General features: G+C 65.8%; 11 protein-coding genes and 1 pseudogene. 6 read left to right on the plus strand and 6 right to left on the minus strand.

Going from position 1 to position 13125, the window contains the following annotated elements; all coding sequences use genetic code 11:
* Positions 1–399: 399 nt before the first annotated feature.
* Positions 400–2253: a sigma-54-dependent Fis family transcriptional regulator gene (locus IRZ56_RS22570; protein ID WP_196146973.1), complete on the minus strand. Its 1854-nt coding sequence runs from the start codon at positions 2251–2253 to the stop codon at positions 400–402.
* 276 nt (positions 2254–2529) lie between these two features.
* Here IRZ56_RS22570 and IRZ56_RS22575 point away from each other — a divergent pair, with 276 nt between their 5' ends.
* From IRZ56_RS22575 to IRZ56_RS23325, 6 genes and pseudogenes are all read left to right on the plus strand, one after another.
* Positions 2530–3585, plus strand: a complete 1056-nt coding sequence (locus IRZ56_RS22575; protein ID WP_196146974.1) for an ATP-NAD kinase family protein — start codon at positions 2530–2532, stop codon at positions 3583–3585.
* A gap of 22 nt (positions 3586–3607) precedes the next feature.
* A complete protein-coding gene (locus IRZ56_RS22580) occupies positions 3608–4585 on the plus strand; it encodes a thiamine pyrophosphate-dependent dehydrogenase E1 component subunit alpha (RefSeq protein WP_196146975.1) in 978 nt (325 codons plus the stop codon).
* Positions 4586–4617: 32 nt separating this feature from the next.
* On the plus strand, positions 4618–5640 hold the full coding sequence (locus IRZ56_RS22585) for an alpha-ketoacid dehydrogenase subunit beta (protein WP_196146976.1): 1023 nt from the start codon (positions 4618–4620) through the stop codon (positions 5638–5640).
* The gene (locus tag IRZ56_RS22590; protein WP_196146977.1) at positions 5637–6743 is read left to right on the plus strand and encodes an acetoin dehydrogenase dihydrolipoyllysine-residue acetyltransferase subunit; all 1107 of its coding nucleotides are present in this window, start codon (positions 5637–5639) and stop codon (positions 6741–6743) included. The genes IRZ56_RS22585 and IRZ56_RS22590 overlap by 4 nt, the downstream gene beginning before the upstream one ends.
* A gap of 262 nt (positions 6744–7005) precedes the next feature.
* On the plus strand, positions 7006–7392 hold the full coding sequence (locus tag IRZ56_RS22595; RefSeq protein WP_196146978.1) for a VOC family protein: 387 nt from the start codon (positions 7006–7008) through the stop codon (positions 7390–7392).
* Between the two features lie 84 nt (positions 7393–7476).
* Positions 7477–8045, plus strand: a pseudogene (locus IRZ56_RS23325) (hypothetical protein).
* 180 nt (positions 8046–8225) lie between these two features.
* Here IRZ56_RS23325 and IRZ56_RS22605 read toward each other — a convergent pair.
* From IRZ56_RS22605 to IRZ56_RS23205, 5 genes are all read right to left on the minus strand, one after another.
* Positions 8226–9905: an MFS transporter gene (locus tag IRZ56_RS22605; protein WP_196146979.1), complete on the minus strand. Its 1680-nt coding sequence runs from the start codon at positions 9903–9905 to the stop codon at positions 8226–8228.
* Positions 9906–10107: 202 nt separating this feature from the next.
* The gene (locus tag IRZ56_RS22610; protein ID WP_196146980.1) at positions 10108–10776 is read right to left on the minus strand and encodes a phosphoribosyltransferase; all 669 of its coding nucleotides are present in this window, start codon (positions 10774–10776) and stop codon (positions 10108–10110) included.
* A 4-nt stretch (positions 10777–10780) separates the two neighbouring features.
* Entirely contained in the window at positions 10781–12115 is a 1335-nt protein-coding gene (locus IRZ56_RS22615; protein ID WP_196146981.1) for an erythromycin esterase family protein, read from the minus strand.
* Between the two features lie 68 nt (positions 12116–12183).
* Positions 12184–12831, minus strand: coding sequence for a DUF2238 domain-containing protein (locus tag IRZ56_RS22620; RefSeq protein ID WP_328312084.1), 648 nt, complete (start codon positions 12829–12831; stop codon positions 12184–12186).
* Positions 12828–13125, minus strand: a 298-nt coding sequence (locus IRZ56_RS23205) for a hypothetical protein (protein WP_230390499.1), incomplete at its 5' end; no start/stop codon positions are given. The genes IRZ56_RS22620 and IRZ56_RS23205, both read right to left, overlap by 4 nt.

Genomic DNA, 13125 nt, shown 5'->3' on the forward strand with positions numbered 1-13125 from the left:
GGTGGGTGCCAGGCATGGATGCCTGGCAAGCGGCGCAGGGCCATGGATGGCCCTTCGCCGCGCCCCGCCGGAGCAAGGCTGGAGCGAGGGACCCCCGGAGCGCAGCGCAGGGGCCGGATGCAGGAGCCAGCGTTTTTTGGTTACTTTTTGTCGCGTTTGACAAAAAGTGACCCGCCGTAAAGGCGGAAAGGTGACTCAGCGTCGCCATCGCAAATGGACTTCGCGCTTACGTCAAAACCAACAATTTATCGACTGCATTGAAAATAGCGAAATATCCATTCGCCATGGCAAACGGACTGTTCGCTTAAATCAATACCAACGAGTCGACAAAACATCGGGCGCAGCCCATCGCGGCACAAGCCCGTTCCTACAGGATCACGCAAACCTTGCCAAGTGAATCTATAGCTTCATCCTCGGCATCTCGATACGGTGCTCATGCACCCTCCGATACAAGGTCGCGCGGGAAATGCCAAGCGCCCGCGCCGCCTCCGCCGGCTTCCAGCGATGGCGGATCAGGGCATCGAGCAGCAGCTGCCGCGCAGGGCTGGAAGCAACCGACTCGCTGGAGCTGGAACCGGCACCACGCACTTCTTCAGGCAGATCCTCAGGCATCACCTGCCCACCCTCGCACACCGCACAGGCGTAGCGCAGCACCTGGCGCAACTGGCGCAAGTTGCCGGGCCAGCGATAGGTCAGCAGCGCCTCCAGCGCGGCATCTGTCAGCCTGGCGTCGACGCCACAGGCCTGGGCTTCTTCGGCCAGCAAGCGCTGGATCAACCCCAGGCGGTCGTCCCGCTCACGCAGCGGTGGCAACTCGAAACGGGCATTGGCCAGGCGGAAGTACAGGTCCTCGCGAAAACGCCCATCGGCCACCATCGCCGCCAGGTCCCGGTGGGTGGCGCAGATCACCTGCAGGTCCACCCGTTGGCGCCGTGCCGCGCCCAAGGGCGCCACTTCGCCCTCGGCCAGCACGCGCAGCAGGCGGGTCTGCAGGTTCAGCGGCATATCGCCGATCTCGTCGAGGAACAAGGTGCCGCCATCGGCCTGCTGCAACAGGCCCTGCATGCCCTTGTTCGAAGCCCCGGTGAACGCCCCGGCCACGTAGCCGAACAGCTCGCTTTCGATCAGGCTCTCCGGGATCGCCGCGCAGTTGAGCGTCACGAACGGGCCGTCACGCCGCAGGCTTTGCTGGTGCACCTGGCGGGCGAAGACCTCCTTGCCCACGCCGGTCTCGCCCAGTACCAGCACGGCCAGATTGCAGTCCTTGACCCGCGTGGCCAGGCGCAGGTGCTGTTCGATGCGCGCGTCCTGGGCCTGCTGGGGCAACACCGTCCGGGCCCGGCGCTGGGGCGCGCTGACCCGGCCGTAGAGCCCACCCCAACCCGGCAAGTGCTGGGCCGACGCGTCGCTGGCCCGGCGCAGTTGGTCGAGGTCGAACAACTCGCCGATATGCCCCGGTAAACGCCCCAGGCGCTCCAGCAAACGCTGGCGCGCCAGGCTGTTGATCGCCTGCAGGCGGCCGTCGGCGTCCCAGGCCAACAGGTAATCCGGCTGGCTTTCCACGTAACCTGGCGTGCCATGGGCGCGCATCACCCAATGGCCTTGGGCGCTGTGCATGAAGAAGGCATTCTCGATCTCCCGCGCGGTCTGCTCCACCAATTGGCGGATCAAGTGCTGGCTGCGCCGGTCGTCGGGGGACTGCAAGGCCGACACGTCCACCACACCCAACAATTCGCCCTGGGGGTCGAACACCGGGGCTGCGCTGCAGGTCAGGCCGATAAAGGCGGCGCGGAAGTGGTCGCGTTTGTGCACGGTGATCGGCGCCTTGCTGGTCAACACGGCGGCAACCCCACAAGTGCCCTCCTCACCTTCCGACCAGCAGGTGCCCAGGTACAGCCCGGCCTTGCGACAGTCATTGCGGATGGCCGACTCCACCCGGTAGTCGATGGTGCGCCCCTGGGCATCGGTGAGCAGTACGCAGTAGTCGGCGCCGCGCACCCGCTCGTGCAACCGGGCCACGGCATCGCTGGCGATGCGCAGGAACAGCTCGGCGCGCTCGCGGCACTCGTTGAGCACGTCCTGGGACAGGATACGCGGCCCCTGCAGGGAGCCAGGGTCCAGGCGGTACAGCTCCATGGAACGGCGCCACGAGTCGAGGATCAGCGTCGGTACCGGTGCCTGGGGCAAGCGGTCGGCGTTCTTCAGCACACGGCTGACGCAGTCGACATGGGCTCGGGAGTTCGCGGCAAGCATCGGGCCTCCGGTTCTCGTGTTCTTGTCGTTGTGCGGCCATTAAGCGCCTCGACGAAGTCTCCGACAAGCGCGGCGTGATCATCGGTACGCCTGAGACGCTGCGTCTCAGCGTCTCGCCCTGCACCTCACCAGGCTGGCACCGGGCGTCTCGCTCGGCACTGCCCGAGCGGCATCGCGCACCGGGCGTAGCCGCTCTGGCACGGCTATCTCGAGCCCGTCGAACAAAGCTGGCACTGCCCTTGCTCCTGCCCTGGCAAACAAGAACCGAGGTGCGCCATGACGCAACCTGCCCCGACCATCGGCATCATCGCCAACCCGGCCTCCGGTCGCGACCTGCGCCGCCTGACCGCCACTGCCGGCCTCTATTCCAGCACCGACAAGGCCTCGACCATCCAACGCCTGCTGGCCGCCTTCGGTGCCACGGGCATCGCCCAGGTGCTGCTGCCCAGCGACATGACCGGAATTGCCGCCGCAGTGCTCAAGGCCAGTCAAGGCCCAATGGCACAAGACCAGCGCTGGCCGACCCTGGAGATCCTCGACCTGCCACTGACCCAGACCGTCGCCGATACACGCCTGGCCACGCGCCACATGGTCGACCGAGGCGTGGCGATGATCGCCGTGCTCGGCGGTGACGGCACCCATAAGGCCGTGGCCGCCGAAGCCGGGGATGTGCCGCTGCTGACGCTGTCCACCGGCACCAACAACGCCTTCCCCGAACTGCGCGAGGCCACCAGCGCCGGCCTGGCCGGAGGGTTGCAAGCCAGTGGCCGAGTGCCCGCCGGCATCGGCCTGCGTCGCAACAAGCGCCTGCTGGTGCGGGTACCCGAACAGGGCGTATGCGAATGGGCGCTGGTGGAGGTGGCCGTGTCGCCCCAACGCTTCATCGGCGCCCGTGCACTCTCTCGCAGCGAAGACCTGACCGAGGTCTTCGCCTGCTTCGCCGAGCCCCATGCCATCGGCCTTTCCGCGCTATGCGGGTTGTGGTGCCCGGTATCGCGCCTGGACCCTCACGGCGCCTGGGTACACCTGGACCCGCACGCCCAACATACGCTGCTCACCCCGCTGGCCCCCGGCCTGCTGCAAGGCTGCGGCATCGGCGCCTCGGGGCGGCTCGAGCCGGGCATCGCCTACCCCCTGAGCCTGGCCTGCGGCACCTTGGCCCTGGACGGCGAGCGGGAGATCGAATTCGCCGAGCACGACACCCCCACCGTCACCCTCGACGCCAACGGCCCGCTGACCGTAGACGTCGAGGCCGTACTGGCCTATGCCGCCCGACATCACCTGCTGGCGGTCCCGAGGGACCATCGGCGCCTCGCTGCAACCCTGTGTTGAGACAACCCTGGAGAACAACAAGATGTCCACCCAATTGAATTCCGAGCAGTTGCTGCATGCCTATGAAGTGATGCGCACCATCCGCGCCTTCGAGGAACGCCTGCACGTGGAGTTCGCCACCGGCGAGATTCCCGGCTTCGTCCACCTGTACGCCGGCGAGGAAGCCTCCGCCGCCGGGGTGATGGCCCACCTGCGCGACAGCGACTGCATCGCCTCGACCCACCGTGGCCACGGCCATTGCATCGCCAAGGGGGTCGATGTGTACGGCATGATGGCGGAAATCTATGGCAAGAAGACCGGCGTGTGTGGCGGCAAGGGCGGCTCGATGCACATCGCCGACCTGGAGAAAGGCATGCTCGGCGCCAACGGCATCGTCGGTGCCGGTGCGCCCCTGGTGGCCGGCGCCGCCCTGGCGGCGAAAATCAAGGGCCGAGACGATGTATCGGTGGCCTTCTTCGGCGACGGCGCCTCCAACGAAGGCGCGGTGTTCGAGGCGATGAACCTGGCGTCGATCATGAACCTGCCGTGCATCTTCGTCGCCGAGAACAATGGCTACGCCGAGGCTACCGCTTCGACCTGGTCGGTGGCTTGCGACCATATCGCCGACCGCGCCGCCGGGTTCGGCATGCCGGGGGTGACCATCGATGGCTTCGACTTCTTCGCCGTGCACGAAGCCGCCGGCGCTGCCATCGAGCGTGCTCGCGCGGGGCAAGGCCCGTCGCTGATCGAGGTCAAGCTCAGCCGCTACTACGGCCACTTCGAAGGCGACGCCCAGACCTACCGCGCCCCGGACGAGGTGAAGAACCTGCGCGAAAGCCGCGACTGCCTGCTGCAGTTTCGCAACAAGACCACCCGCGCCGGCCTGTTGAGCCACGAGCAGCTCGACGCCATCGACGCCCGGGTCGAGGACCTGATCGAAGACGCCGTGCGCCGCGCCAAGTCCGACCCCAAGCCACAGCCCGCCGACCTGCTCAGCGACGTCTACGTCAGCTACCCGTAAGGCCGGACAACAAGAACAACAGGAGAACCACCATGGCAAGAAAGATCAGCTACCAGCAGGCCATCAACGAAGCCCTGGCCCAGGAAATGCGCCGTGACACCAGCGTGTTCATCATCGGCGAGGATGTCGCCGGCGGCGCGGGTGCGCCCGGCGAGGAAGATGCCTGGGGCGGCGTGCTCGGGGTCACCAAGGGCCTCTACCATCAGTTCCCCGGCCGAGTGCTCGATGCGCCGCTGTCCGAAATCGGCTACGTGGGCGCAGCCGTCGGTGCCGCGACCCAAGGCCTGCGCCCGGTGTGCGAACTGATGTTCGTCGACTTCGCCGGCTGCTGCCTGGACCAGATCCTCAACCAGGCGGCCAAGTTCCGCTACATGTTCGGCGGCAAGGCCGTCACCCCACTGGTCATGCGCACCATGTACGGGGCCGGCCTGCGCGCCGCGGCCCAGCACTCGCAGATGCTCACTTCGCTGTGGACCCATATTCCGGGCCTGAAGGTGGTCTGCCCCTCTTCGCCCTACGACGCCAAGGGCCTGTTGATCCAGGCGATCCGCGACAACGACCCGGTGATCTTCTGCGAACACAAGCTGCTCTACGGCATGCAGGGCGAAGTCCCCGAGGAGGTCTACAGCGTACCGTTCGGCGAGGCCAACTTCCTGCGCGACGGTGACGACGTGACCCTGGTCACCTATGGGCGCATGGTCCATGTGGCGATGGAAGCCGCTGTCAACCTCGCCCGCCAGGGTATCGACTGCGAAGTGCTGGACCTGCGCACCACAAGCCCGATGGACGAGGACAGCATCCTCGAGAGCGTGGAGAAGACCGGTCGCCTGGTGGTGATCGATGAAGCCAACCCGCGCTGCTCGATGGCCACCGACATCAGCGCCCTGGTCGCGCAGAAGGCCTTCGGCGCCCTCAAGGGCCCGATCGAGATGGTCACCGCGCCGCATACGCCGGTGCCGTTCTCCGATGCCCTGGAAGACCTGTACATCCCCGACGCGGCGAAGATCGAAGCCGCCGTACACAAGGTGATCGAAGCCGCGAGGAGCGCCGCATGAGCCAGATCCATACCCTGACCATGCCCAAGTGGGGCCTGTCGATGACCGAGGGCCGAGTGGACGCCTGGCTCAAAGAGGAAGGCGACGAAATCGTCAAGGGCGACGAAGTGCTGGACGTGGAGACCGACAAGATCAGCAGCAGCGTCGAGGCCCCCTTCAGCGGCGTGCTGCGCCGCCTGGTGGCGCGCCCTGACGAAACCCTGCCGGTGGGTGCCCTGCTCGCCGTGGTGGTGGAAGGCGAAGCCGATGAAGCCCAGATCGACGCAGTGGTGCAGCGGTTCCAGGCCGAGTTCGTTGCCCAGGGCGGTGCCGAACAGGCCCAGGGCCCAGCCCCGCAGAAGGCTGAGATCGCCGGCCGTCTGCTGCGCTGGTTCGAACTCGGCGAAGGCGGCACGCCCTTGGTGCTGGTGCATGGTTTCGGCGGCGACCTCAACAACTGGCTGTTCAACCACCCGGCCCTGGCCGCCGAACGCCGGGTCATCGCCCTGGACCTGCCCGGCCACGGCGAGTCAGCCAAGGCTCTGCAACGGGGCGATCTGGATGAGCTGAGCGAAGCCGTACTGGCCCTGCTCGACCACCTTGAGATTCCCCGGGCCCACTTGGTCGGCCACTCCATGGGCGGCGCAGTGAGCCTGAACCTGACACGCCTGGCGCCCCAGCGAGTGGCCAGCCTGGGCTTGGTGGCCAGCGCGGGCCTCGGCGAAGCGATCAATGGGCGCTACCTGCAAGGTTTCGTCGAGGCCGGCAGCCGCAACGCACTCAAGCCGCAGATGAGCCAGCTGTTCGCCGACCCGGGCCTGGTCACCCGGCAGATGCTCGACGACATGCTCAAGTTCAAGCGCCTGGAGGGCGTGGACAACGCCTTACGCCAGCTGGCCACGGCTATAGCCGACGGCGACCGGCAGCGGCACGACCTGCGCAGCGTGCTCGGGAGCCTGCCGGTGATGGTGATCTGGGGGGCCGAGGATGCGATCATCCCGGTCAGGCATGCCCAGGGGCTGGAGGCTGAGGCGGTGGTGATACCCGGTATCGGGCACATGGTGCAGATGGAGGCGGCCGAGCAGGTCAACCAGCATCTGCTGGCGTTCCTGCGCAAACACTGACCACCCGAGCGGGGTGGCCCTGCAAGTGCGCGAGCCTGGCAAGGGCTTCACCCTTGATCGGGGGGGCAAGCCCGCTCCCACAAGGCCGGTACCAGCACCGCGACGGCCAGGCACAAAACCTGTGGGAGCGGGCTTGTCCCGCGATCGGGCCAGTATTGCATCGCAGGACGAACCCGTTCCTACAAGGTCTCTCGGAGCGGGGTGGTGAACACACGTAGAACGTCTTTACTTGCAGGTAACCGCCTGCCGAACGGACGTGCTTATGAAAATCGTGATTACCAGCATCCTGGTCGACGACCAGGCCAAGGCCCTGGCCTTCTATCACTATGTGCTGGGCTTCGAGCCCAAGCACGACATCCCCATGGGCAAGCACCGCTGGCTGACCCTGACCTCGCCCAACGACCCCAACGGTGTGGAGCTGCTGATCGAGCCCGATGCCCACCCCGCCGCCAAGACCTACAAGGCCGCCCTCAAGGCCGATGGCATCCCCGCCACCTCGTTTGGTGTGCGCGACATCCAGGCCGAATATACCCGGCTGTGCGCCGCAGGCGTGCACTTCACCCAGCCGCCGACCGCCATGGGACCGGTGACCGTGGCGGTGTTCGACGACACCTGCGGTAACCTGATCCAGATCGCCCAGCGTCACTGAACACCACGCCCGAAGTGAATGCCATCAAGTCTTCCGCTAAAGTGCCGGTTCCCGTAACAAGCGCAGCCATAACAAGGAAAACCCATGCGCTATGAATTCAGCGAAGTACTCAACGACCTGGTCGACTATTTCATCCTCGGCGATATCCAGTTGCTGCAACGCTACAAGGAAGAACACGACCTGCCTGACGACCTGGCCGGGGCGTTCACCAGCAGCGACGTCGGCGACCAGGCGGTGTTCGACGGCATCGTCCTGCCGCTGGCCGGGGTCGAGAACCTGCCCTACCGGATCATCTTCAGCCTCGACGAGGCCCCCCCGCGCTGCTCGCCACCGGCAGTCGCCTGAAGCACCGCCGCCCGGGCTATGTGCTGCAGGTGCAGCACCGCGCGCTGATGCTGTTCACCTGGCGCATCCTGCAGCACTTCACCCACAAGGCCTTGGGCGACCTGCTGGCACGCTACCAGCAACCGGGCCGGCCAATCATCGAGCTGGACAACGGTTGGTACCACGTCGAGGTACTGGCAGGCGCGGTGCTGCGCGACGGGCTGTACGAGCCGGCGTTCGAGTTCGTGCTGAACAAGACCCACATCCGGGGTGATTGCGCAGGCGTCGATATCGGCTATCGCTATGCCTTGCGAGGTTGTTTCGACTAGGCGACACGCCTTGTCGCAGAACGAGCCCGCGCCCCCAGAAAATGGGGACCTCCTGCACAGCGCAGGTCCCTATGGGAGATCACCAGCCCTTCCGGGCTGCGCTGTCGCGCAGGGAACAAGCGGCTAGCGCCGCCCCCCCTGTGGGAGCAGGCTTGCCCGCAATGGCTGTGCAGCAGCCCCTCACGCGTGATGGATATCCCTGTCCTTGGTCTCGGGCAGGAAGAAGATCCCCAGCACCGCAGTCATCACCGCGATCACGATCGGGTACCACAACCCGTAGTAGATGTCGCCCGTCGCCGCCACCATGGCAAACGCCACGGTCGGCAGGAAGCCGCCGAACCAGCCATTGCCGATGTGGTATGGCAGCGACATGGAGGTATAGCGGATGCGCGCCGGGAACAACTCGACCAGCCAGGCGGCGATTGGGCCGTAGACCATGGTCACGTAGATCACCAGGAGCGTCAGCAACAACAACACCATCGGGTAGTGGATCTTCGCCGGGTCGGCCTTCTCGGGGTAGCCTGCTTCCTTGAGCGCGGCGCCCAAGGTGGCGGTGAAGGTGTCGCCCTGGGCCTTGAAGTCCGCCGCTGCCAGCCCGACACCTTCGAAGCTTGGGATCACCCGGGCACCGATGCGCACCTGCGCCACGCTGCCGGGCTCGGCGTCTTCATTGGAATAGGGAATCGCACGCTTGGCCAGCAGGCTCTTGGCGATGTCGCAGGAGCTGGTGAAGCGCGCCTTGCCCACCGGGTCGAACTGGAACGCGCATTGATCGGGGTCGGCGACCACCACCACTGGGTTCTGCTCTTGGGCTACGAACACGTCCGGATTGCCGTACTCGGTCAACGCCTTGAAAATCGGGAAGTAGGTCAGCGCGGCGATGATGCAACCGGCCATGATGATCTTCTTGCGCCCGATACGGTCCGACAGGCTGCCGAACAGCACGAAGAACGGCGTCCCGATCAACAGCGAACCTGCGATCAGCAGATTGGCGGCCTGGGGATCGATCTTGAGCATCTGCAGCAGGAAGAACAGCGCGTAGAACTGCCCGGTGTACCACACCACCGCCTGCCCCGCGGTACCGCCGAGCAACGCCATGATCACCACCTTGAGGTTGTCCCAGCGGGCGAACGACTCGGTCAGCGGCGCCTTGGACGCCTTGCCTTCGGCCTTCATCTTCATGAAGACCGGCGACTCGTTGAGTTGCAGGCGGATATATACCGAAATCGCCAGCAGCAGGATCGACAGCACGAACGGAATGCGCCAGCCCCAGGCCTCGAAGGCCTCCGGCCCGAGCGCCGTGCGGCACGCCATGATCACCAGCAGCGACAGGAACAGCCCGAGGGTGGCGGTGGTCTGGATCCACGAGGTGAAGAAACCCCGCTTGCCCTTGGGCGCATGCTCGGCCACATAGGTCGCGGCGCCGCCGTATTCGCCGCCCAGCGCCAGGCCTTGCAGCAAGCGTAGGCTGATGAGGATGATCGGCGCCGCCACACCGATGCTCGCATAGCTGGGCAGCACGCCGACCACGGCCGTGGACAAGCCCATGATGACGATGGTGATGAGGAAGGTATGCTTGCGCCCGATCATATCGCCCAGGCGGCCGAACACGATGGCACCGAACGGGCGCACGGCAAAGCCTGCGGCGAAGGCCAGCAAGGCGAAGATGAACGAGGTGGTCTCGTTGACCCCGGCGAAGAAATGCTTGGCGATGATCGCGGCCAGGGAGCCGTAGAGGTAGAAGTCATACCATTCGAATACGGTGCCCAGGGACGAGGCGAAGATGACCTTGCGCTCCTCCCGGGTGATGCCGCGCTGGGGTGCACTGCTGCCTGAGGACGTGCTGTCGATGACCGCCATGGGTTGCCTCCGTCTATGGGCGATAGGCCGAAGGTGCCCTACTACCCATTCACCAATGCACCCAGGCCGTGGGTTTTGCAAGGTTGCGCGAAGCACGACAGGGCGAGCCGCCCAGGATCGCAGCAAGGTCTGTTGAAGAATAATCGGCTTTGCCGGGATAGCCATGGAAACCCGACCACGCGCCTTGTCTGGCGGGCGCCGCTCAGCCGGACATACTGCCTGCCAGCAACCTCACCACTTCGTCATCCCCCGTCTGGTCGAACCGGTCATAGTGCAGCCCCACCGCGCGAAACGGCTCGGGCATTTCCAGGCACACCAGCTCATCGACCAAGGGCCGCAGCATCGCCACTGCCTCTCGCGCGCCCACCGGAGCGGCGAACAGCAGGCGCGACGGTCCGGCGGCGGCCAGGGCCAGCAAGGCTGCGCGGGCGGTGCTGCCGGTGGCGATGCCGTCATCCACCAACACCACTTCACGGCCCGTCACATCAGGGGCTGGACGACTTGCGCAGTAGGCTCGGCGCCGCCGCTGGATTTCCTCCAGTTGCCGATCACGCTCGGCGTCGAACCAATCCTGGGAGGCACCGAACAGCGCCATCATCGCTTGGTCGGCCACGCAGTAAGGCGGGCTGCCCTCGGCCACGGCACCGATGGCGAACTCCTCGTTGCCCGGTGCGCCGATCTTGCGCACCAGGACCACGTCCAGCGGTGCGGCCAATGCCTTGGCCACTTCGTAGGCCACCGGCACACCGCCACGGGGCAAGGCGAGTACCAGCGGCTGGTCTTGCACCCGCGACTGGAGCGCCTGGGCCAAGGCGCGCCCGGCCTGGCGGCGGTCTTTGAACATGGGGTGCTGGGAAAAATAGGTATTCATGGCATCAGACTCCGAACGGGAAGGTGTCTTCCTCATGGCTGGCGCTTTCGGGCACCGGCAACGGTGTGACGGCAGCGGTCTGCTCGATCCACACCAGCGCATCGAACTGATCGGCCAGAGACGCTTCGAAATAATGGCTCTGGCGCTCGGTGGCCGGGCGGTAGATGACGCCGATGGCACGCTCGAGCAAGGGTTCGGCCAGGGCCTCGCGCAATGCCTGCGTGCCCTCCCCGCGCCAGTCGGTCAACGAGGCCGGAATGCCGGCATCGAGGAAACGGCGCTCCCAGCTGTCCGGGCGTGAGGGCAGGACCTGCTTGATCCGCACCGGGCCATCCCAGTCATCGGCAGCGGCCACCTGGCCTCGGTCGGTACTCATGCCGATCAATACCGCCTCTTGGCCGAAGGCGGTGCGGCACAACTGGCCCAGGTTGAGCTCGCCACGCCAGCCCATCTGAGTGGCGGCGGCGTTGCCGATATGGGAATTGTGCGCCCATACCACTGCCTTGGCCCCTGCGCCACGATGGGCGAGCAACGCCCGCAGGGTGTCGAACATATGGGTGTCGCGCAGGTTCCAGGAGGCCGCCGAGCCACGGTACATGGCCCGGTAGTATTGTTCGGCGGCCCGCACCACGCGGGCGTTCTGGGTGGCGTTGAAAAAGGCCTCGCCGTCATGGGCCAGACGCGCCAGACGTTCGGCCAGCAGGCTGTTGAGCTGCTGCACCACCGCCTCTTCGCACGGCACCTGGCCACCGCGTTCGACGAAATGCCCATACAGGGCCGGGTCGTCCTGCCACGGGGTCAGGCAACCGTAGCGCTGGCGTGCCTCGCGGGCCAGCTCGGTGTCGGTGCGGTCCAGGTAGGCCAGCACCTCGGCCATGGAGTTGCGCAGGCTGTAGATGTCCAGGCCACGAAATTCGACCCGCGCCTCAGCCGCCTTGGCCTGGTTGTGGCCCTGCAGCCAATGGATGAACTCGCGCACCTCGGCGTTGCGCCACATCCAGCTGGGAAATCGCGAGAACGCTGGGTCGCGGGTGGGAGCGGCCCCCAGGCCACGTACCTTGCGGTCGAGCTGCCCGGCATCAGGCCAGTCGGCTTCCACCGCGACGATGGTGAAACCGTGCCGCTCGACCAGCCGCCGGGTGATGGCGGCCCGGGCCCGGTAGAACTCCCGGGTGCCGTGGCTGGCTTCGCCGATCAGCACCACCTTGGCGTCAGCAAAACGGTCGAAAAATGCGCCGAACAACGGCGCATCGATATTCGGCAGCGGCTCGCCATGGCGGCGCAGCAACGTCAGCAGCGCATTGTCGGCGGCTTCGCGAGTCTTGGCGGGGGCAGGCATGGGGAGCTCCTCTGGATCGTCTTCCTATACCCGGGAGACGCCAGGGCGGCGCGGGATGTTCCACGGTATTACTTGGGCGGTCGAACACCCAGCAATGCGCCCAACGCAAGGCTGGCCAGCGCACCGCCCAGCGCCAGCGCCATGTCTTTCTGCGCATCCCAAGGGTCGCGTTGGGTGGCGACGAACGCGCGGGCCGTGTCGGTCCCCACGTATTGGCCACCGACCCATTCGATCAGTTCGTACAACGCCGAGGTGGCGAGTACCAGGTTCAACGCCAGAAACGCCAGCCAAGCCCCGCGCAGGGGTGTCAGGCGCCATAGCGTTTCGCGCAGCGGTCGGTAGAACAGCAGGCCGTAGCTCAGGTGCACCAGCCGATCGTACTGGTTGCGTTGCCAGCCCAAGGCAGCGTTCAACGACTGGTCGAACCATGCCTGCCACCAACGGTCGTAAGGCACTTCGGCATAGGTGTAATGCGCACCCAGTTCATGCACGACGAGTAACAGCAGGATCGACAGGTAGGCCTGCCGTGACAGGCGCAGCCAGCGCCAGCCGACGACCAGGGCCAGCACCAGAGCCAGCGGGACGATGTTTTCCATCAGCCAGTCGGCGCGGTGCCGGGGCATGATGCCGGAGGCCAGCACCGTGGTCATGGCCAATGCCAGCAAGGTCAGGGCCTGGGCGGGTGTGGTGGGCGGGGCAATGCACTGTCGGGTCACGATGACGACCTCGTTGGGCTGTCTTTGCTTAGAGTCATCTCGTTCAAGGTGTTCTGCTTGCGCTTGCTTGTGATGCGCGATAGCCAGACATCGCCAAATGTGACGTCAGGAGGCCGAGTAGAAGCCTTGCCACCGCAAACGGACTTTGCGCTTACGTCAAAACCAACAGTTTCTAAGAATCGACTGCATTGAAAGTGGCGAAGTATCCATTCGCCATGGCGGCGCTCACTCACCTTTTCGCCTTTACGGCGACCTACTTTTGCTCTTGGGCAAAAGTAGGCAAAAGCCGCTGGC

The organism is Pseudomonas guariconensis (assembly GCF_015680235.1).
GTDB lineage: Bacteria > Pseudomonadota > Gammaproteobacteria > Pseudomonadales > Pseudomonadaceae > Aquipseudomonas > Aquipseudomonas guariconensis_A.